Genomic DNA, 20057 nt, shown 5'->3' with positions numbered 1-20057 from the left:
TCATTTAAAATACTGAGCCAAATGTTCGGCAGCCTTCACGATCCCCTGCCGCTCCGCCTCGATCGATCCCCAGAACCGGTGATCTTCGAGCTCGATACTTACCGCTCCCTGATAACCAAGCCGGTCAAGCCTTACGGCAACCTTGCTCCATTCCACTTCGCCATGCCCAGGGATCGTATAGCGCCATGAGCCTTCAGAGAAGCCATATTTCTCCCCGAAGGTTGCCGGGATGACGCCGCACTCGTACAGCTCATCGTGCAAAATTTCCGTGTCCTTGCCGTGGCAGTGAACGACACGGTCCCCGAATTCGCTTAAAGCGCGGAGATAATCAATGCCCAGCCGGACCAGGTGGGAAGGATCATAGTTGAGCCCGAAATGCCGCGAAGGGATCGCTTCGAACATCGCTCTCCACATTTCCGGCGTACATCCCAGCGTCGGATAATACGGCGCCGGGCCGGGCCAGCCCTCGATCGCCATATAAACGCCCTTTTCCTCGGCATGGCGGACCAGTTCCGGAAACGTATCCTTCCAGATAGCGAAGCCCTCCCTGCGTGGGAGCGTATGGTCTTCCGGGACGAGACACATAAACATGACGCTGCCGCCGAGTTCCGAAATTCCGTCCATTTGCTGTTTTACTGAGGTCACAGCCGCCTCTCTTACAGAGTCGTCGCGGCTGAGAAGCTTCGCCGTCTGCTGGGCATCGACCGATCCGATCCCGATGCCGGCCTCCTCGCACGCCTGCTTTACTTCTGGAGTCAGCTGCGGAACATCCAGAATATCCAGTCCGGCTTCTGCTGCCCACAGAGCCGTTTGCCGGATACCTTCCGCACCGATTTTGGGTGGTATCCGCATTCCGATAGGATTGCTCATTAGACGTTTTCCTCCTCTGTTATCGATGCGGCCTGCGGAACATAGCCTGCCGCCTGGTAGATCATCTCGGACAGCTTGACAACCTTCAGGGCGAATTCTCCAGGCACCAATACTTCATGCCGCCCCAAAATCGCGTCGATGAAGCTTTTGTCCTGATTCGTCGTCTGCTCCGGCAGATCAGGGACGATCGGTTCCTGCTTCAGTCGCCGCAGCGTGATTTTTCCGTTGTCATAGAAGATACCGCCGTCCTCGCCGCAGAACACGAAGGTTTCATGCCAGCAAGGTGCATAGCCGACCAAATTCAATCCAGCCACAGCGCCTTCCGCAAACCGGATCGAGGTAAAGGTATCGATCTCGACCGGTGCACCATGCATATGCAGCTGCGGTTTGACGTCTACCGGCGTCAGCCCGGTGGTCCAGAGCAGCACGTCGATAATGTGGCTGCCGGAATCCATCAGGAAGCCGCCCCCGGAGAGCGCCGGGTCTTGCCGCCAGGAACCGGGCGTCCCCTGTCTCCATTCCTGATACAGCGAAGCGGTAACCGAGGTAACCTTGCCGATGACGCCGCTCGCAATGGCATCCCTTATGTACAGGAACTCGGGTTGAAAGTGGCGTTGATACGATACCTGCAAAATTTTCCCCGCCTGCTCGGCGGTATGAATCAGCAGCTCGGCCTCGGCCGAAGAGCAGGTCATCGGCTTCTCGATCAGAACATGCAGACCGCTGCTGAGCACATCCTGCGCCTGCTGAAAATGCTGGGTGTGCGGTGAACAGATCACGACCGCGTCCAGCTCTGCCTGTGCCAGCATGTCCTCGTAATTCGAGTACTGGCGGGCTTCGCGAAGCTCGAATTTTTCCACAAATGCATTCCGATTTTTGTCACTGGTGTCCGTCAAAGCCGTAATTTGAACCTCCGGTAGTTCCAGCAGTTGTCTGGCATGCCAAGCGGCGATGCCTCCCGTGCCGATGATGCCTACGCGAACTTTGCTCATGTACACAGCCTCCTCAATAAAATACGGTACAGTAAGGATACTTCCATACGGATTGCCGGCTTCATCTCAGCAGTATTTTATGTCATCCCCATTATAGAAATGAAAGCGCATCCGAACAATGCAATATAACGACAACTTGACGGCCGTCCTGTCACGATTTCACAGAAAGGCGGCACTTTTGAAACTGAAGCTATTACTTCTGTCAGCCGCTTATTTTCTAAACGCTCGATGATAAGCGGATATAATAGCTCCGATATGGAAAAAGCTGATATATACTCATTACAAGGACAAAGGAAGCTGGCCCATGGATATACATGCGATTAACAGCTGGATCAGGCAGCTCGCCCACAATTACTTTTTGATCGTCATCGCCGCGGTCGTCTTTTTTCTGTTCAAAGCGGTGCTCGGTTATTTAACCTACCGCCATTACGATAAGAAGCTGGAAGCATTAAATCGTAAGCTGGACAGGTTAACGGATGAGCTGGGCAATATCAAACGCGATTGACGGCAAAGCACCGCCAGCCTCTAAACGAGAGCTGACGGTGTTGAACGGTTCACGCGAGGTTAGCGGTTTACGGATACAGGCCAATTTCGGCGATCTGCAGCTCCGCGCCACCATTGTTCGCCGTCACGTTGAGCCGGTAATACGAATAAGCGGTCGTGTTGCTAAAGGTATACGTTTTCGTCAGGAAGCGGCTTGCAAAGGTTTGGCCTGTACGGGTATCCAGCGTCGTCCAGCTCGTGCCGTTATTCGATCCCTGAAGTGACCAATTCTTCGGATCCCTTGCTGGAAAATCATTAGCTGACGTTACCGAGTAGGAAGTGGCGATATGGGATGCCCCCCCGCCGAATTGATACTGAATCCATCCCGCATTCGTAAAAATCAGCCATTTCGTTGAGCTGCTCCCGTCAAACGCCTTCTCCTTCTCTTCGCCGGATGGACTACCCATTGCGCTGGCGGATACCGTGCCGCCCGTCGTCAACGATCCGTTAGCGGGTGCGCCCAGCGCACTGTTGATCGCCGCCGCGTAGTCCGCGCCGACCCTCCGCCCGGATTGTTCAAAATGGCGTCATAATACCAGATAAAACCTCCCTGGATGCCCGCCGACGACTTCCACGCGCTCATCCGGCTGTTGACTTGAGCTGGGGTGTTGCCGCCGCTGGACGTTTTGCTGTCCAATCCCGGCATTACCGTCATTCCGAGCTGGCTGCTCCAGGCTGCCGGATCATTCCCCGCTCCTCCGTCGTATACCTGCAAATACACACGGTCCACGCTGGATCCCAGTTGGGATTTGACGCTCTGCCAATAGCTGACGTTGGTATAAGGACACAGCGTGATCTTCAAGCCCATCCCGGACAGCATCTTGCCAAAGGCGACCGCCGAATTAACGTCGTATAAGTCCTCGTTGTCAAAGCTCACCGCATCAACCCCAAGCGCCGACTTGAGCGCAGCAAAGTTTTTGTACAAAATGCTTCCGGTTCCCGTCCCTTGAGTGGCGACGAGATTTTTGATGTTCTGGAAATCGCTCACGCCCCATGAACCAACGCTAATCTCAAGGCGCTTCACCGAGGTGGGCGCCTGCTTGAGCGAAGCCAGCTCGGCAGGCCATGATGCTTTGCCGACATAGGTGCCGTTAGATACCACCGGTTGATCGTTATACACCAGATCCCCGTTGCTGTTGACATGGATAGTCCACAGCATGACCGTCGTGAAACCGGAAGCTTTCAGCGTGTTCATCGTGTCGGTTCCCCCTGCATAGAACGGACCGCCGCCGTAAATCACGGATTCGGGTACCGTCTCTGCCGATGCGCTCCAGGGCAGCAGTCCAAGGAGCAGAAGGCAGCTCATGAGCGCTTTGAATGCTTTTCCTTTCAAACCAGTTCACCTCTCTACACAAAATGGATGGTTTCGGCTAATATACAGCAGATGAAACGTGGTGCCATCTAACGATATGTGTCATATTCGGCGTTCAGAATCAGATCTTGCATGACGGCTTGCGGGCATGCCAACAATCCGACGTTCGCCCGGAACCTCGGATTGTGGATGTACCATTTATTTTATTTTGTTGATATGCAGCATGTATTCACCGCGCTGGAGCGGATTCAGCTGCCTCCGTTGGTTGACGGGGATCGGCGAGGCAGCGGTGATGTATCCGCCCGGCTTAACCGACATCACGCCTTCTCCCCCTGTGAGCCCGTGCAGCTCGGTTTTTAAGATGTCGGCATTTCGCACCGGAATCGTTCCCGTGACATATACGCTGCCGTGATCGAACTTCGGTTCTTCAAACGTCCCGTCCAGCGCCGTGACCCGAAACAGCACTTTGCTGATGCTCGATTCGGGAAGGCTGATCTGCAGCTCGCTGACTGGTTCGTACACCTGGGTCCCCGCTCTTTCTAGCGCTTTCATCAGAACAAGCGGTGTCAGCAGGCGGAAATCCTTTGCCGTAGATACGGGACTGCTGTAACCGCTGTGGGTCAGGGTAACCGTGATATCAGTAACGCCCCACCCGTACAGCCCTTCCTGGAGGACCTCCGTTACGGTTTCCCGGATCGCCTTTTGAAAAGACAGCGGAAGCGATCCCAGTTCAACCTCCAGGCGGTATACCAGACCGGAATTTACTGGGCCAGGATCGACGCGGAAGCCGACCGTTGCCCAGAACGGGTTGTCCGGCTCACCAATGCTTTCCGCAGCCTCCCCGGAAGATACCGGTTTTTCGATGCAGATCACTTGCGGTGCCGAGAAAGCAGCCTCAATCGCATACCTCTCCCGCAGCGTTTCGAGCAGCACTTCCTGCTGCACCTTGCCGAAGACATGGATGATATTTTCGTGGGTTTGAGAGTCGTATACATACTGCAAAAACGGGTCTTCCACGGTCAGTTCGCTCAGCGCCTGATGAAGCGGGTGTCCATCTTCCGGCCGGACCGCGGATACCTGCACTTGAATCGGAGGCTTCTGAAAACGAAATACCTTCATGCTCTCTGACACGCAGCCGATCACATCCCCTACCTTCACCTGCTCGCTGCCAAAAATCGCGATATCCCCGGCATCGACGTGCCGAACCGGTTTCCTTTCGCCATCCTTCAGCCCGTACAGCTGCTTGATTTTAATCCGTTCCGACAGGCCATCCTGCGCGATGACCGTCACATCAGCCCGTGCCTGCAGCTGTCCGCCAAACAATCGGACAAAAACGAGCCGTTCCCCACCCGCCTGGACAACCACTTTGAAGACCAATCCTGACAGCGGCAGAGCGGAAAGCGCCTGCGATGCTTGGACAGGAAAATAACGGGCCAGCCCGGAGAGCAGCTCCCGAACCCCCAAACCTCTCGCCGCCGATCCGGCAAACAGCGGAAACGCAAGTCCCTGCCGGCTTTGTCTGCTCAGCTCTTGCCTCAGCCGCTCTTCAGTTATAACCTCATTATTTGCGAAATCCTCCATCAGCGCTTCGCTGCCCAAAGCCAGCACTTCGATCCAGCCGGAACCTCCAGGATCCGCCGGAACCACTTGAACAGACTCGGTTCCCTCTTGCTGGGCAACTGACACCTCACATATGCGTTCATCCAGCAGCTTGCGGATTAAATTCCGCACCCGAATGAAATCCGCACCCAGCCGATCGATTTTATTAATAAAGAAAATAACCGGGATTCCGTGCTCCTTGAGTGTCTGCATCAGCACCCGTGTCTGTGCCTGAACTCCCTCAACCGCGGATACGACCAGAATCACGCCGTCCAGAACGCCAAGGGAATGTTCGACTTCGGAGATGAAGTCCGCATGCCCCGGTGTATCGATTACATTCACCTTCAGATCGCCCAGCATAAACGACACGGCTGCCGCTTTGATGGTGATCCCCCTTCTCCGTTCCATGTCCAAAGAGTCGGTGATCGTACTGCCTTGGTCGACCGATCCCGCTTCCTCGATTACCCCTGCCTGATACAGAATTTGCTCCGTCAAAGTCGTTTTGCCGGCGTCAACATGGGCCAAAACTCCAATATTTATCGTATCGTTCATATCGCTCTAACCTCACAGGTTTCATTAGATTGGATCCTTTCGGTTTCGTGTCGATATAGCGTTGCCGCATGCGTACCGCCTCCTGTATCATTTGTAAACTTATTGTATCCCTCTTCCGGACATCCGGAACGGGTATAAAATGCTTATAGCTAAAAAATATCCGGCCATGCATTTTAAATAGCGCCAAAAAAAGACCGCTCCCATCAGGCCGGTAACCGGCTTGATGGGGCGATCCCAACAAAATTGCAGCAATTCAGTGATATTATATTTTGAACGAGATGGATATATCCTCGACTTTTCGGGACCAGATCATATGATGCTGCCCCTCTCCCCAATGGTTGTCCAGCACATAGTCCGCCTCGCCAAATTTCCGGGTCCAGATCCGCTGGGCGTTCCGATACCCGCTGTCCAGGCAGAATTGCGAGATGCCTTTTGCCTGCAGCGTGAGCAGCATGGTGCTCCAGAGCGTGCTGCCGATACCCTGGCCATGGAGCTCGGGGTGAACCAGAACGGTCCCGACTTCGATCACATCCCTTAGCGCATGGCCGGTGGATTCATCAATCAGGGAACTGGAAGGCCCATACTCGATCGTTCCGGCGATCTTGCCTTCCAACCATGCGATGAGAAAATAACGCTGGCGGCCTTGCGATTCCAAATCCTGTCTGAGGTAATCATTCTTAGAGGCGATTTCATGTTCGATATCATCGTACTGGTCGGCTATGCCTTCCTTCTCAAACGTATCCGTGATAACCAGCCTAAAAAACGTATGTATCGCCTCGACATCCGCTGCCTTTGGTCTTCTGATCTCCAATTTCCCCATATGCCAACCCCCAAACCGGCTTCAGTATTCTATTAATATATCATGAAAGGGGATACCGGATGGATGAAAAAAACCGCCCGGAAGAATCCGGACGATTCATTGCACTGCGCTTGCACCGTGATAACCGTTAGGAGACGACGAACTGAACGACGAGAGGAGTTCCTCCGTCCAGTGCATCACCTCCTGGAATGGTGATGGCGGTCGTCGTGACCGAGGACGTGTCCGCCGTCTGGAGCATTCCGTTGATAAAAAGATTGTAATATTTATACGCTCCAGGAAAAGCCGTGGCCGCCGTGCCTGCATCATTCGTAAATGCCGTAGCGGCCACGGTGAACGCAGCCCCTGTTCCGGTCCCCGAACCGATCGTGGACGTATACCGCAGGCTGTTCTGGTATGGTGTTACAATAGGCATCCTTGCTCACCTCCCTTCTCTATCAATAGATGCGATAGGATCAGAGAAGTGAGGGCAAGTCTATAAAAATGGATGAAAACAGCGGTAGATTCATAGCAGGCTTTACCGCGCCTATTGCCTTCGCAGCAACAAAGGCGATTAACGCATTTTGGGTTATATCAATTTACACCTGCAAAGCGTATTTTTCACGGGCAAGGCGCGTAGCTTCAACCATGTTCCGGAGCGAGGCTACGGTCTCTCCGATTCCCCGGGTTTTGAGTCCGCAGTCCGGGTTGATCCAGAAGAGCTTCGGATCCAGCACCCGCAGAGCCCGGTCGATCATCCGGGTCATCTCCTCTACGTCCGGAACGCGGGGACTATGAATGTCATAAACGCCGAGGCCGATACCCAGCGGGTAAGTATTCTCTTCGAAGCTCTGAATAAGCTCCCCGTGGCTCCGCGAGGTTTCAATGGAGATGACGTCCGCGTCCATGTCAATGATGGAATCGATCATGTCATGGAATTCGCAATAGCACATATGGGTATGGATTTGCGTCGAATTCTGCACCGTGCACGTGGTCAGCCGGAACGCCTTCACCGCCCATTCGAGATAGCCTTTCTGGTCCTGTTCCTTCAGAGGGAGCCCTTCACGAACGGCCGGCTCATCCACCTGGATCATGCCAATCCCCGCACTCTCCAGCGCCTCGACCTCTTGCCGTAATGCATAAGCCAATTGGTAGGCGATTTGCTCGCGGCTGATGTCATCGCGGACGAATGACCAGTTCATTATGGTGATCGGCCCGGTGAGCATGCCCTTGACCGGCAGCTTCGTCTTGGATTGGGCATACGCGGTCTCCTTGACCGTCATCGGGTTCTCCCAAGCGACGTCGCCGAAAATAATCGGCGGTTTGACGCAGCGGGAACCGTAGGACTGAACCCAGCCGTTCTGCGTAAAGGCAAATCCCGCGAGCTTTTCCCCGAAAAATTCGACCATGTCCGTCCGTTCAAATTCGCCGTGAACGAGCACATCAAGTCCGATTTCCTCCTGCAGCTGAATCCAGAGGTCGATTTGTTCCCGAATAAAATTCGTGTACTGCTCGGCGTTCCATTCGCCTTTGCGCCACAGCTGGCGTGCCTTGCGCACTTCCGCCGACTGCGGGAAGCTGCCGATAGTCGTCGTTGGCAGAATAGGCAGCTGCCACCGTTCCTGCTGCACGTCGAGGCGCTTCGCAAAAGCAGCCTCACGCTGCGCAGGTTCCGCGCTGACAGCGGCCACCGCCTGCTGGATATCGGTGCGGTTGCGTTCGCCGGAACGCTTGAGCGCGGTTACCGCCGCTTCACTCTTTTCCAGCTCAGCAGAAATCACCGATGCTCCGGATTGAACGGCCTTGCTCAGCAGCACGATTTCTTCCAGCTTCTCATCGGCAAAAGCCAGCGCACCCAGAAGTTCGGGCTGAAGCTTCGTTTCTGCCTGAACCGTGACGGGTACGTGCAGCAGGCTGCAGGAGGACTGAATCACCAGCCGTTCAGACGGCACGGTCGCCGTGATCTCGTTCAGCAGATCGAGCTTTTCGCGCAGGGATGCTTTCCAAATGCCGCGTCCATCGATGACACCCGCTCCAAGCACTTTATCCTGCGGAAACCCGAAGTCACGGATGGATTGCCGGTTCCCTGCCCCTCCGTGGACCAGATCCAGCCCGATACCGTCGACCGGCAGCTGTGTAACCTCTTGATAACGTTCGACTGCTTCAAAATAGGTCTGCAGCATGACTTTGACGCCTGGCGCCGCAGCTTTGAGCGTTCGGTAAATCTTCTGCAGCCGGCTGACGTCTGTATCGCTTAGCTTCGTTACGAGAATCGGCTCATCCACCTGCACCCAGTTGACGCCTTCCTGTTCCAGCTCCTTCAGAACCTGCACGTACAGCGGCAGCAGACGATCAAGCCAGGCGTCCGTTTCCGATGCGGCATACCCTTTGGACAGCTTCAGAAAAGTGAGCGGTCCGAGGATGACCGGTTTTCCTTCGATGCCAAGCTTGTCCTTGGCCTCACGGTAAGCCGCAAGTGGTTTGTTCTCGGTAAGGACAGGCGTGATGCCGCCCAGTTCCGGCACGATGTAATGGTAGTTCGTATTGAACCATTTGGTCATTTCGCAGGCGGTGGCGTCTTTGCTTCCTCTCGCCATCGCGAAGTAGACGGATACGGGAACGGGCCCGCCGTTGTATTCAAAACGTTCCGGAATCATCCCGAACATGGCTGCCGTGTCCAACACATGATCATAATAGCTGAAATCGTTGACCGGGATCAGATCGATTCCTTTGTCCCGTTGTTTGCTCAGATGATTCAAACGAATGTCCTGCAGCTGCGTGTGCAGCTCCGATTCTTCGATTTTACCGGACCAAAACGCCTCCAGCGCCTTCTTCCATTCCCGGTTTGCGCCGATGCGCGGATATCCCAAACTGCTGCTGTATGCCATCTTCGTTACCCCTTTGCAAATTGTTACCAAAAAGATAACACGTGACGTCTGCTGCCGTATAACTGGAAATAACTATATCTAGTTATAGCCGCAAGCTATAACGACCGCTCTTGTTCTAACAAAAATAAGCTCCACAGGCGGCTTGTTTACCCGCAGCTGCAGAGCTTTATCCATACTTTATTTAACGGACAGCAGACTGTCCGATATGAACGTCAGCTGAGCTTCCAATGATACTGGATCGTTGTATGTGTCCGCCTTCGGATTCAGCTGAAATACATGACCTGCTTTAACCGCGGGCAAGCTTTTCCATACCGGATTATCATAGACGATGTTCGGGTCGCTTGTGTCTCCTGACCACGGACATGTGAAAATGATATCTCCGGCAAATTCCGGGAGCTTCTCCATAGAGATTGTGGCCCAGCCGGTCCCGCTGTCAATCGCTTCCTTCTGTGCTTCCGGCGGCGCCTTCAAGCCGAATTCGTCATATATGATTTCTCCGCCGCGGCCGAAGTTATGTCCAAACACGTACAGCCCTTTGGCATAAGGGTTCAGGATGGACACCGTTTTGCTGCCTACCGCTTCCTGAATCTTGGGCTTCAGTTCATTGATCTTGTTTTCCCACTGCTCGACCCAAGCCTTCGCTTCTGCTTCTTTACCGGTCAGTTTTCCGAAGTCGATCATCTGATCCTTGTAATTCTTTTTACCGTATTCAATGGCGACAACCGGTGCAATCTGCTCCAGCTGATCGATTCCGTCCGTCCCGGTATAGGTGATGATCAGATCCGGTTTCAGCGACAGAATTTTTTCGGGCGATGGCTCGCTGCCGACGCTTTCGACGCCGTCCAGCATGCCCTCGAAATACGGATTCTCCATAGCGCCTTCCAACACGCCGACCGGCTTGACGCCTAGCGCCAGAAAGTACCCTGTATAGAAATTCGTCAAATCGACGATCCGCTGCGGATGCTCGGGTACCTGGACATCGCCGTTGCCCGCTTGGAACGTCACCGTTTTACCCGTTCCGGAAGACTCATTCCCCCTGGCTTGGGATGGAGCCGTGTCAGACGATGATCCTGCTGAAGCAGTTCCAGCGGCCTCTCCTCCGCTTCCCGACGTCCCCGACCCTGCATTGGATCCGTTCCCGCCGCAGGCCGCCAGCAGCAGGGCTATTCCTAACACACAGACCATCAGCGTGTATGGTCTTATAAATTTAAACAACTGAATCCACCCCTATGTATTTGATATTGAGAATCATTATCAATATAACATGACACTTCGGAGGTGGCAATCCATTTTTTAAGTCATCTGTATTATCTGTTTTACAGTGGCTTCCCAGATGTTTCTTTGTCCATCCCCGCTCTCGTTTGTATTCCCCTTCGTTCGGAAAGAACCAGTCCGGCGACGGTTAACAATGCGCCCCAGACCGCAGCTGCTGTGATCTCCTCGTGGAGAATCAAGGCCGCCGCTGCCACGGTGATGACCGGCACGAGATAAATATATACACTGGTCTGTACGGGCCCCAGTACACCAACGCTCCAGTTCCAGGTGACAAAGCATACCGCCGATGCACCCAGCCCAAGAAACAGCAGATTGGCTATATTGGCGCCATCGGACAAACGCTCGAGGTTACCGGGCAGACCCTCAGTAAGCAAGAACGGAAGCATAAACAGAAGACCATAAAAAAAGATCCGCCGCGTACAAGCAATGGTATGATACCCCAGCCGGCTTATTTTGCGCGTGAGGATCGAATAGATTCCCCAAAACACGCATGCCAGTGCTGCCAGAGAATCCCCGATCGGATTCAGCTTCAGCACTGCGCTTCCTTGCAGCGTGAGCAGCACCACACCGCTCATGGCCACCGCGAAACCTGCGAAAAACAGCCCATCCAGCCTCCCTTCTTTTAAGATAAGCCTGGACGTTACCGCGGTGACAAAAGGGGCAACCGATACGATGATGCCGACGTTGGAAGCAAGCGTATAGGTTAACGCCACATTTTCCAGCAAAAAATACAAGGTTACCCCGCAAAGGCCCGCTCCCGCAAACAGCAGCTCTTCCCGGATCCGTCGGAATGGAATCATTCGGGGATGAACGGCAAGCAGTGCCACATATCCGACTGCGAAACGCAGCAGCAAAATGTCGAAGGGTTGAAAATCGTCCAGAAGCACTTTGGTCGATATGAATGTCGTCCCCCAAATCAGAATCGTCAATAAGGCGGTCATATGGCCAGCGTTCCGGCTTTCGGACAGCTTCATACGCCTTTGGCCCCCTTAGTTGGCAGGACAGGCTCCATCTGCCGTTCATTCCCGAAAATTCGCATATACTGGCGCGGCGTTAGCCCGATAAATCGCTTGAAAAAGTTGCTGAAATGGCTTTGATCGCTGAACCCGGTCAGCAGTGCCGTATCCGCCGGAGGCGTTCCCTGTTCCAGCAGTTTCTTGGCGTGTCCGATCCGCACCGTCTCCAGGTAGCTGTATGGGGATATGCCCCGTTCCCGGGTAAACGAGCGTAAAAAGTGGTACTTGCTGAGCCCTGCCAAAGCGCTTAAGTCATCCAGTGAAATGGCCCCTGCGAAGTTCGTCTCCATGTAATCACACACGTCCTGAAAGCCCGCTCCCCCCTCATAAGCCTCGCAGGCCGAGACATCCGTATATTCATGAATCAGCTGTCCCATGAGCAAAAAGAACTGTTCTTCCTTGATAAAATCAGACTCTCCCTCACAGATCATGGCATGAATATCCCTCAGTGAAGGGGCAAGCTCACTCTGGTACAGAACGGTTTGCGCAAACGCCGGCAAATAGCTTCGGCCCGTAATTTCCTGCGCGATTTCCATCATCCGCTGAGACTGGATATTTATGCAGCGGTAATCCAGGGCACGTCCGTCCACTTGCTCGCAGGCATGAACATCACGCGGATTGAAAATGATGATATCGCCAGGATTGATAATATATTCCCGCTGCCGGCATTCCAAATAGCGCTGCCCGCCTTCTATAAATCCGATCACGTAATAGTCGTGAAAATGAGGGGGGAATTTCTGTTTGACACCCACAAATCGGTATGCCTCGACCTGCAGGCTGGCGTCATAATAAACGGTTCGAATTTCGTCCGGCATGCCGTCACCTCCTTCTTGGTTTCTCTATAAAGGTAACCGAATGTTCACCCGCAAGGATTGCATAATATTGCTCTAGGTACGATTCAAGCATGTCGCCATGACGAAGCAATACGATCAAAAGGAACAAGCCCGCCAACATCCAGATTGGCGAGCTTCGTATCCCTTTCTATATGGTCCGAGATCGGCCGAACTAAATGCTGAAATCTATTACCAGACGGCAACGCCCCCGTCGGTCCGGGGGTCGGTTCCTCCGCACAGCACCCCGGTATCCGGATCTCTCCAGATGACCTGCCCCCGCCCAAACGAGCCGAAGTCGTGTGCAACCTGAACGTCATGTCCCATACGCTGGAGACGTCTGACCATATGCATCGGAAAGTGAGGCTCGACCGTCACCGTCTTCCCCTTTACCCACTGCCATCTTGGGGCATCGAGCGCCGCCTGCGGATGAAGGCCGTAATCAATCAGGTTCATCGCAACCTGAACATGTCCCTGCGGCTGCATATACCCGCCCATCACGCCAAAAGGCCCCACCGGCTGTTCTCCTTTGGTGATAAAACCCGGGATGATCGTGTGGTACGTCCGTTTTCCCGGCACCAGGCGGTTGGCATGATCCTCCTCCAGTGAAAATTCCAGCCCGCGGTTTTGCAGGGCGATCCCCGTACCGGGAACGACGATCCCTGATCCGAAGCCGGTATAGTTGCTCTGAATAAAAGAAACCATGTTGCCTTCTCCATCTGCGGCCGCCAAGTACACCGTTCCGCTTGCGCGCGGCTCGCCTGCCGCCGGAACCATCGCCTCGGCGCCGATCAGCCCTCTTCTCAGCTCCCCGTACTCTTCCGTCAATAATACATGCGGATCGACGGACATATGCGCAGCATCCGTTATGTAACGGGCACCGTCTGCAAACGCCAGCTTCATCGCCTCGATCTGACGGTGATATGATTCGGCCGATTCCTGGGATGCCGCCGGAAATCCCTTTAAAATATTGAGCGCAATCAAGGCAATCAAGCCTTGCCCGTTCGGAGGGATCTCCCAAATGTCGTAGCCGCGGTACGGTACCGACATCGGCTTCACCCACTCCGGTTTGAAGGCAGCCAGATCTTCTTCGCTCAAAAAGCCGCCGGATTGGGATATAAATCCGGCGATCCGCTCGGCCAGCTCCCCGCGGTAGAATGCTTCCGCTTCCGTCGAGCCGATCAGGCGGAGCGTCCGCGCATGGTCGGGCGAGCGCCACATCTCGCCGGCCGCCGGCGGCCTGCCCCCCGGCGCAAACACGCTCAGCCACGGCGAAAATTCCTCGCCTTCGAGCGTGCTGTAGCGCCGGAAGGCGGCGTGCCAGTTGGCTGCGGCCGTTGGCGATACCGGGTAGCCATCCTCCGCGTAGCGGATGGCCGGCTCCAGCGACTCGGCCAGCGGCAGCCGGCCGAACTTGCGCGATAGCTCCGCCCAGGCGGCCGGCGTGCCCGGCACGGTCACCGGAATCGCGCCGTAGCGGGGCATCTCGTGATGCCCCAGCGCTTTCACCGCCTCGATCGAGATCGAGGCCGGCGCCGGACCGCTGCTGTTCAGCCCATGCAGCTGGCCTTTCATCCAAACGAGGGCAAAGGCGTCACCGCCGATTCCATTCGAGCACGGCTCCACTACCGTCAACGCCGCAGCCGTAGCGATCGCCGCATCGACGGCGTTGCCCCCGCGCTTCAGAATGTCCAAGCCTGCCGCTGAGGCGAGCGCCTGCGAAGTGGCCACCATGCCTTTATTCGCGTAAACCGGCAGCCGGTAAGAAGGATACGGATGGTATAGAGGATCAAAGGACATGAATGCTTCAGCCTCCTGATTTCTTCGGTTTTGCCGGTAAACATATCATCCGGGTTTTAAACTGTCAATCATCTTTTCATAAGCCACGTGCAGGATTCTGGCAGCGGGGCTGCTGTTCTTACTCCCTATTTTCAGTCATATACTGAACTAGAAGAATGAACCAGAACCTTGCGGATCTACGGGCCGCAGCGGCTCCGACTCTTATCAGAAGCGATTCTGATCAGGGTCTTTTTTCATCCCTGCCCTATTAAAATTTTGAAGGAGTGATCGAGAATGAATATGCTGACCAGATTTCTCCTCTATTTCGGCAAAGGCCTGCTGATCGCGGTCATCGCCGTTCCATTCCTTGTGTTCGTCATTATCGGCAGTTATGAAGACACGACGGCCATTGATGAATTTATGTCCCGCTTTTTTTAGGTAAACCTGCAGGCATCTGGGTCTGCCTTACAAGCTTGGATTCCCAATCCATGCCGATCAGAACCATGCCGGCAATGACAAGGAGGCCCCCTGCCCACTGCGGCCATCCGGCCTGTTCGTGCAGCAGCCACACGGAGAGTGTCAGGGAAGTGAACGGCATCATGCCCGAAAAGGCGGCCGCGGTCGAAGCCCTGCATCGCCGGATGCCGGCATACCAGCAAATAAACGCCAGGGCGGTCACCACAGGACCATACCAGACAAGAGCCAGCCACCCTTGCCATCCCATTCCGGAGAGAGCCGCTAAAGGCTGCTCCGCCAAACAGGGTACCAGGCTGATCAGCCATGCCATCGCGGAGACGAGCGTCGTCTGCACGACAGGATGTATAGCTTCGTGTTTCCCGCTGCTTTGGACTGCCGCTGCGCGGGACAGAACGTTGAACAGCGACTCGCAGCCGGCGGCACCCAGGACCAGAATGTTTCCAACCATATGTTCATTGCTGAAACGGCTTTCCGGCATAAACACGCCCTGGATCAGCAATATGCCGCAGACCGTGCCGGCGACGCCTAGTAAATGGGCGGCTCTCATCTTTTCGCGCAGGAACAGCACGGCCAACAATACTGTAATCGCGGGGGTCGCGCCGGTTAATATACCGGCCTCCACCGAGCTTGTACGGGTGAGACCGTAAAGCAAAAACATGCGGAACAGCAGGACGCCGAACATCGCCTGGCAGAACAGCAGCAGCCACTGCCTGGCAGACAGGGCCCGGATCGTTCTCAGCAGCTGCCCCATACAGAACGGCAGCAGGCAGACCAGCGAGAACAAAAGGCCCATGGAAGTAATCGTAAACGCTCCAAGCTTACCGTTTACAAACGAAGCCGCCACGACAGAGGTGCCGGCAAGCCCAAATGCGCACAGCAGATACACATATCCTTTGATTCGTTCCATTTTCAGCATCATCCCCGGTTCAGTAGTTTCGTTTCTCAAAGGCTGTTACAATCATAGTGGAACAAACTGGTACGGAAAAGGACCAGTTCATCCCGAAATGATACCAACCAGTTGGAGGATGCCATGTGGGGAATCGAGTTGGACCGGAGCTTGGACATTTCATTGAAACGTCAGATTTATCAGAGGCTGAGGGATCAAATGATAAACGGGATTCTGAAGGAGGGCTCCCCCCTCCCTTCGACCCGTGAATTGGCCCAGACGCTGGCCGTATCACGGAATACCGTGAATGAAGCGTATGACATGCTGATCGCTGAAGGGTACGCGGAAAGCCGGCAGGGGGCGCCTACCCGGGTTGTTGGAGGGTTAATACTGGATCAAGCGAAGCAGAGCGCATTCCAGCAGCATCAAGAAGCGATCCCTGTTCCTTCCTTTCGGGCGGACTTCAAAACAGGCCAGCCGGATCTTCGCGAGTTTCCGCGTTACGCTTGGCAGAGGGTATTCCAGAAGGCCTTGGGCGAATTGCCGGTGGAACATCTGGGATATGGCGGCCCTCAAGGCCTGGTACAGCTGCGCGAAGAGATTGCCGCCTGGCTTTTGCGCAGCAAAGGACTGACCGTTGACGCCGGTGATATTTATATTACCGCTGGCGCCACGCAGGCGCTTCACTTGGTTGCCGACCTGCTCCATACGGACCATCCGGAAATATTGGCCGAGGATCCCTGTAATATTGAGATGATCCAGACTTTTATTCAAAAAGGTTACAAGGTGACGCCGGTTCCCGTCGATGCCCATGGGATTGAGACCAATGCCTTATCCCTGGATCACCGCGGGCCGATATACGTTACACCGTCGCATCAATTTCCTCTTGGGGGTATTTTGCCTGCAGCCAGGCGAGCCGAGCTGATCCGCTTTGCGCGCCGCTGCGGCAGCTATGTCATTGAGGACGACTATGACAGCGAATACAGATATTACGGGGAACCGGCAGCACCACTGTATGCGATGGCCCCGGACCGGGTCATTTATATCGGCACGTTCAGTAAAGTTCTGTTTCCTGCGCTCCGGATCGGGTATGTTCTAGTTCCCCGCGAGCTGCAAAGCCGCTGGAGAAGGCTGCGCACCTATACGGACGTGCAAAATCCGCCATTTGAACAAGCGGCGCTGGCCGAGTTTTTGCGTACCCGCAAATTCGACCGGCATATCGCAAGGATGAAGAAGCTGTACAGAGAACGGCGCCAGGTTCTCCTCGATGCGCTGGCGGACTGTTTTGGAGAGCAATGGCGTCCTTGGGGCGATGCGGCAGGGCTGCATTTGGCCGTCGAGTTTGCCGGCATGGCATTCGATGATTCGTTTCGGAATCATGCACGCCGGAGCGGGATACGCACGGTCCCCGTGGAGCATCACTGCATACGGAGAGGAAGGCACACCGACAAGCTGCTGCTTGGCTACGGTCATCTGGAACCCGGTGAAATCCGCTATAGCGTTCAACATCTTCAGCAGTTTGCAGCCGAGTATTTTAAGGAACATGCCCGTCATCGTTAGAGCTGCAATAAATCATCATACGTGAGGACATTCGATGTCATTCGCTCAAACGAGCCGTGTTCCAGCATGTCGGCGCCGATCCGGTGGAGCAGCGAAATCACGGCGCGGAAAGGGCCGGAGCCGGTGCTGATCCGTTCAATCCCCATCGACTGCAGCTCATGAAAGGACGGCATGCCGGCGCCGACCAGCAGGTTGACCGGACCACCGATTTCTTTCCGAAGGATGCGGATCGCAGCAATATCTGCAACGCCGGGCACAAAGACGCCGTCGGCCCCCGCTTCCCTGTAAGCCTGAGTTCGTTTAAGCGTTTCCTCCAGCATGTCGGCCGGCGTTCCCTTTCGAATCCAATAAAGATCCGTCCGGGCGTTAAGAAACACCGGGATGCCCAACCGGTTGATGGACTGCCGGATGGCGGCTATTTTCTGCTGCTGCTCGGAAATGTCATACAGCCCGTCTCGGGGATTCATCTTGCTGTCTTCCAGGTTGATCCCTACTGCGCCTGATTCGATCACTTGTCTAACCGAATTCGCGACTTCTTCCGGCGTCGATCCATACCCGTCTTCCATATCTATGGAAACCGGGATGCTCACGGCCTGAACGATCTCCCGGACCGCGGCCAACATCGTGTCAAACGGCATGCTCCGGTCCGTGTAACCATGGGCGGCGGCAATGCCTGCGCTGGTCGTTCCTACGGCCTTGAATCCGCACTGCTCGAAGACCTTGGCGCTTGCCGCATCCCAAGCGTTGGGCAAAACGAAGGTCTGCTTATGAAACTGTCTGAAATCCAGTGCTTTGCGGATGTGCTGCTCAATATCCACCATTCACCCATCCTTTCTCTTTCACTTTTTGATCAACCTGACTCCATGATAAACCGGAAACCCTTCGGTCATCATCGAAATATGGATTGCATTCACCGGAAGGCCTTCACTACATAACAAAGACCTCTATCCGCCGCTCTGTGCGGAGAGATAGAGGTCAGAATCAGTTCAACGGTTTTCCCCTCATATACTGCTCCAACCGTTGTTCCAGTATGGACTGTTTCTCCAAAATATCCGTTAACAATTCGTATAGCATGTCGTTGGTGACTTCCACTTTCTTCAGACTGCGCTGGCTTCTCCCTTCATGGCGGGCTTGTATCTCTTCCGACTTGACCCGAAGCGGGTCCTTCGGAATGTGAAAATGGGTTTTTGAAGACACTGCCTTCTTAGCCGGCATCGGCAACCACCACCTTCAGCTCCGCATTTCGGTCCAATCCGTGTGTCTTTAAAACGAACGCGCCGGGCTCATCACTGGTAACCGTGATATGAGCCACGCCTTTTTCTGTTTTCACGGACTGCAGCACCCCGTTCAGCTCCACCTGGATCACTTCATTGTATTGGTCCTGCACGTTCCCCTCCCAATCGGTTATGATGATCTGGGCAGACAGGGTATCTTCACCTGTTGCCGCAATGGAGGATTTATCCGCCTCGATCCGCGCAAAGGCTCCTTGGAACTTGCCTTCGACGAAGCGGGTAAACAGGAGCCGCCGATCTTGATATTGCTCGAAAGTAATCGGGATCATAAGCGGAGAATCCACAACGCCAGCCAGTTCGCTAACCGCAAACACCTTGCCATCCCCATCCAATTCCGCGTAGTAATTAGGCAAATTCGATCACCTCCCAGGAAATTTCCGCATATGCCTCGTAAAATCCGTCCATGAAATTAAATTTGACCTTGTTATTTCCCACAAGGGTTGCACATACCGAGCCGTCCATCATCGGCGAGGTTTGAGACCAATGCGACAAGCCGGTTGTGGTGATATTAACAAAGCTTTTTTGCGGATTAACTGCCGTAATGGTCACTTCTTTAACCAATGAGCCGTTTCCATTCGGATAGAAAAAAGAAATATTCGTCGTTCCGCGCTGTACGCTTTTAATTCCCACGCCCTTCCACCCCGATCCGTCATGAAATTTCAAAACACCATTCTCGACTTTAAAATCGGGACTGCTCTCCGGACAAGCCCTGCTGAGCACACCGAAACCGGCGATAATCGTATTGCCCGAGCTGTCTGGAGCGGTCACCGTTAACCGGATGTAAGAACCGGCTGACGCTTGATCAAAGGGATGATACCTTGGGAATTCGTCCGTTACGCTGCGCGAATAGGTGTAAACCTTTCTCCAATTGGTGTTGTCGCTGCTGGTTTCGATATAGAAGCTGACGGGATCCGCGTTCCAACCCTTTTCAAAAGAAACGCCTTCGATATCCGAATATTCGTCGCCCAGCATCACTGTCATGGATTGAGGAAACTTGTTATAGGCTGAATACAAAGCCCAAAAATGTTCGCCGGATTGGAAATACGGCACCGTCGGCAGCCCGCTGAGCTGTCCGGCAGTTACGGTAACCGGCTTGTATTTGGCAGCATTCCTGCTGATCCGGCCGGATTTCAGATGCCTGCGGCACAATGTGTAGCGTGCCACTTTGTCTCCAGTGACAGCTGTGGATGCGATCTTATCACCTGTGACAGCGCCGCCGGCGATGCCTTCGGCGCCGATGAGCGGCGCATCCCCTGCTTTTCCCGTATGCCGGTGCCCGCCTGTTCCGTGAAACAGCGCATCGGTCGCTTCAATATTTTCATTTTGCGCGATCCTCCTGACCGTATCAGAAGGCTCGTAAGTCTGCAGTCCGCTTGGCAGTTTTGCCATG

The 20057-nt window shown here is 54.5% G+C and carries 20 protein-coding genes; 3 read left to right on the top strand and 17 right to left on the bottom strand.

Going from position 1 to position 20057, the window contains the following annotated elements; all coding sequences use genetic code 11:
• Positions 1–870, bottom strand: coding sequence for a sugar phosphate isomerase/epimerase family protein (locus BCV73_RS10765; RefSeq protein ID WP_089547084.1), 870 nt, complete (start codon positions 868–870; stop codon positions 1–3).
• On the bottom strand, positions 870–1862 hold the full coding sequence (locus BCV73_RS10760) for a Gfo/Idh/MocA family protein (RefSeq protein WP_076166373.1): 993 nt from the start codon (positions 1860–1862) through the stop codon (positions 870–872). The genes BCV73_RS10765 and BCV73_RS10760 overlap by 1 nt, the downstream gene beginning before the upstream one ends.
• A gap of 304 nt (positions 1863–2166) precedes the next feature.
• Between BCV73_RS10760 and BCV73_RS10755 the strand changes: the two genes are divergently transcribed.
• Positions 2167–2367, top strand: a complete 201-nt coding sequence (locus BCV73_RS10755) for a hypothetical protein (protein WP_256992813.1) — start codon at positions 2167–2169, stop codon at positions 2365–2367.
• Between the two features lie 67 nt (positions 2368–2434).
• On the opposite strand, the gene BCV73_RS10750 is transcribed toward BCV73_RS10755, so the two are convergent.
• From BCV73_RS10750 to BCV73_RS10705, 10 genes are all read right to left on the bottom strand, one after another.
• Positions 2435–2812, bottom strand: a complete 378-nt coding sequence (locus BCV73_RS10750) for a discoidin domain-containing protein (protein WP_089550195.1) — start codon at positions 2810–2812, stop codon at positions 2435–2437.
• 29 nt (positions 2813–2841) lie between these two features.
• Positions 2842–3738, bottom strand: coding sequence for a lysyl endopeptidase (locus BCV73_RS10745; RefSeq protein ID WP_179231953.1), 897 nt, complete (start codon positions 3736–3738; stop codon positions 2842–2844).
• A 177-nt stretch (positions 3739–3915) separates the two neighbouring features.
• The gene (locus BCV73_RS10740) at positions 3916–5868 is read right to left on the bottom strand and encodes an elongation factor G (RefSeq protein WP_089547083.1); all 1953 of its coding nucleotides are present in this window, start codon (positions 5866–5868) and stop codon (positions 3916–3918) included.
• Between the two features lie 262 nt (positions 5869–6130).
• Positions 6131–6688: a GNAT family N-acetyltransferase gene (locus BCV73_RS10735; RefSeq protein ID WP_089547082.1), complete on the bottom strand. Its 558-nt coding sequence runs from the start codon at positions 6686–6688 to the stop codon at positions 6131–6133.
• A 127-nt stretch (positions 6689–6815) separates the two neighbouring features.
• Positions 6816–7100: a DUF4183 domain-containing protein gene (locus tag BCV73_RS10730; RefSeq protein ID WP_076166384.1), complete on the bottom strand. Its 285-nt coding sequence runs from the start codon at positions 7098–7100 to the stop codon at positions 6816–6818.
• Between the two features lie 163 nt (positions 7101–7263).
• On the bottom strand, positions 7264–9552 hold the full coding sequence (metE, locus tag BCV73_RS10725; protein ID WP_089547081.1) for a 5-methyltetrahydropteroyltriglutamate--homocysteine S-methyltransferase: 2289 nt from the start codon (positions 9550–9552) through the stop codon (positions 7264–7266).
• Between the two features lie 177 nt (positions 9553–9729).
• Positions 9730–10767: an iron-hydroxamate ABC transporter substrate-binding protein gene (locus BCV73_RS10720; RefSeq protein WP_256992812.1), complete on the bottom strand. Its 1038-nt coding sequence runs from the start codon at positions 10765–10767 to the stop codon at positions 9730–9732.
• Positions 10768–10868: 101 nt separating this feature from the next.
• Positions 10869–11801 (bottom strand): DMT family transporter, encoded by a 933-nt coding sequence (locus BCV73_RS10715; RefSeq protein WP_089547080.1) that lies wholly within the window; start codon positions 11799–11801, stop codon positions 10869–10871.
• The gene (locus BCV73_RS10710; protein ID WP_076166395.1) at positions 11798–12658 is read right to left on the bottom strand and encodes an AraC family ligand binding domain-containing protein; all 861 of its coding nucleotides are present in this window, start codon (positions 12656–12658) and stop codon (positions 11798–11800) included. Before BCV73_RS10710 ends, BCV73_RS10715 begins: the two co-directional genes overlap by 4 nt.
• Positions 12659–12865: 207 nt before the next feature.
• Positions 12866–14473 (bottom strand): gamma-glutamyltransferase family protein, encoded by a 1608-nt coding sequence (locus BCV73_RS10705; protein WP_089547079.1) that lies wholly within the window; start codon positions 14471–14473, stop codon positions 12866–12868.
• Positions 14474–14746: 273 nt separating this feature from the next.
• On the opposite strand from BCV73_RS10705, the gene BCV73_RS35015 reads away from it, so the two are divergent.
• Positions 14747–14890, top strand: a complete 144-nt coding sequence (locus BCV73_RS35015; RefSeq protein ID WP_179231952.1) for a hypothetical protein — start codon at positions 14747–14749, stop codon at positions 14888–14890.
• Here the strand turns inward: BCV73_RS35015 and BCV73_RS10700 are convergent.
• Positions 14871–15836, bottom strand: a complete 966-nt coding sequence (locus BCV73_RS10700; RefSeq protein WP_089547078.1) for a DMT family transporter — start codon at positions 15834–15836, stop codon at positions 14871–14873. The genes BCV73_RS35015 and BCV73_RS10700 overlap by 20 nt on opposite strands.
• 123 nt (positions 15837–15959) lie before the next feature.
• Here BCV73_RS10700 and pdxR point away from each other — a divergent pair, with 123 nt between their 5' ends.
• The gene (pdxR, locus tag BCV73_RS10695) at positions 15960–17375 is read left to right on the top strand and encodes a MocR-like pyridoxine biosynthesis transcription factor PdxR (protein WP_089547077.1); all 1416 of its coding nucleotides are present in this window, start codon (positions 15960–15962) and stop codon (positions 17373–17375) included.
• Here pdxR and BCV73_RS10690 read toward each other — a convergent pair.
• The 4 genes from BCV73_RS10690 to BCV73_RS10675 form a co-directional block, all read right to left on the bottom strand.
• Entirely contained in the window at positions 17372–18196 is an 825-nt protein-coding gene (locus BCV73_RS10690) for an isocitrate lyase/PEP mutase family protein (RefSeq protein ID WP_089547076.1), read from the bottom strand. The genes pdxR and BCV73_RS10690 overlap by 4 nt on opposite strands.
• Before the next feature lie 160 nt (positions 18197–18356).
• Positions 18357–18590, bottom strand: a complete 234-nt coding sequence (locus BCV73_RS10685; protein ID WP_076166411.1) for a hypothetical protein — start codon at positions 18588–18590, stop codon at positions 18357–18359.
• Positions 18580–19020: a hypothetical protein gene (locus BCV73_RS10680; RefSeq protein WP_076166414.1), complete on the bottom strand. Its 441-nt coding sequence runs from the start codon at positions 19018–19020 to the stop codon at positions 18580–18582. The genes BCV73_RS10685 and BCV73_RS10680 overlap by 11 nt, the downstream gene beginning before the upstream one ends.
• Positions 19013–20056: a discoidin domain-containing protein gene (locus BCV73_RS10675; RefSeq protein WP_089547075.1), complete on the bottom strand. Its 1044-nt coding sequence runs from the start codon at positions 20054–20056 to the stop codon at positions 19013–19015. Before BCV73_RS10675 ends, BCV73_RS10680 begins: the two co-directional genes overlap by 8 nt.
• Position 20057: the final 1 nt, after the last annotated feature.

The sequence above is a fragment of the Paenibacillus sp. SSG-1 genome, from assembly GCF_002224835.1.
Lineage (GTDB): Bacteria > Bacillota > Bacilli > Paenibacillales > Paenibacillaceae > Paenibacillus_AQ > Paenibacillus_AQ favisporus.
Note: the sequence above shows the minus strand (reverse complement) of the source record. Positions and strands in the feature narration are given on the sequence as shown.

Bases quoted from the DNA above. Each gene is read 5' to 3' on its own strand.
- BCV73_RS10685 (WP_076166411.1), bottom strand. From the start codon at position 18,590: ATGCCGGCTAAGAAGGCAGTGTCTTCAAAAACCCATTTTCACATTCCG.
- BCV73_RS10700 (WP_089547078.1), bottom strand. From the start codon at position 15,836: ATGGAACGAATCAAAGGATATGTGTATCTGCTGTGCGCATTTGGGCTT.
- pdxR (WP_089547077.1), top strand. From the start codon at position 15,960: ATGTGGGGAATCGAGTTGGACCGGAGCTTGGACATTTCATTGAAACGT.
- BCV73_RS10755 (WP_256992813.1), top strand. From the start codon at position 2,167: ATGGATATACATGCGATTAACAGCTGGATCAGGCAGCTCGCCCACAAT.
- BCV73_RS10740 (WP_089547083.1), bottom strand. From the start codon at position 5,868: ATGAACGATACGATAAATATTGGAGTTTTGGCCCATGTTGACGCCGGC.
- BCV73_RS10705 (WP_089547079.1), bottom strand. From the start codon at position 14,473: ATGTCCTTTGATCCTCTATACCATCCGTATCCTTCTTACCGGCTGCCG.
- BCV73_RS35015 (WP_179231952.1), top strand. From the start codon at position 14,747: ATGAATATGCTGACCAGATTTCTCCTCTATTTCGGCAAAGGCCTGCTG.
- BCV73_RS10750 (WP_089550195.1), bottom strand. From the start codon at position 2,812: ATGGGTAGTCCATCCGGCGAAGAGAAGGAGAAGGCGTTTGACGGGAGC.
- BCV73_RS10710 (WP_076166395.1), bottom strand. From the start codon at position 12,658: ATGCCGGACGAAATTCGAACCGTTTATTATGACGCCAGCCTGCAGGTC.
- BCV73_RS10675 (WP_089547075.1), bottom strand. From the start codon at position 20,056: ATGGCAAAACTGCCAAGCGGACTGCAGACTTACGAGCCTTCTGATACG.
- BCV73_RS10760 (WP_076166373.1), bottom strand. From the start codon at position 1,862: ATGAGCAAAGTTCGCGTAGGCATCATCGGCACGGGAGGCATCGCCGCT.
- BCV73_RS10730 (WP_076166384.1), bottom strand. From the start codon at position 7,100: ATGCCTATTGTAACACCATACCAGAACAGCCTGCGGTATACGTCCACG.
- BCV73_RS10765 (WP_089547084.1), bottom strand. From the start codon at position 870: ATGAGCAATCCTATCGGAATGCGGATACCACCCAAAATCGGTGCGGAA.
- BCV73_RS10735 (WP_089547082.1), bottom strand. From the start codon at position 6,688: ATGGGGAAATTGGAGATCAGAAGACCAAAGGCAGCGGATGTCGAGGCG.
- metE (WP_089547081.1), bottom strand. From the start codon at position 9,552: ATGGCATACAGCAGCAGTTTGGGATATCCGCGCATCGGCGCAAACCGG.
- BCV73_RS10715 (WP_089547080.1), bottom strand. From the start codon at position 11,801: ATGAAGCTGTCCGAAAGCCGGAACGCTGGCCATATGACCGCCTTATTG.
- BCV73_RS10690 (WP_089547076.1), bottom strand. From the start codon at position 18,196: ATGGTGGATATTGAGCAGCACATCCGCAAAGCACTGGATTTCAGACAG.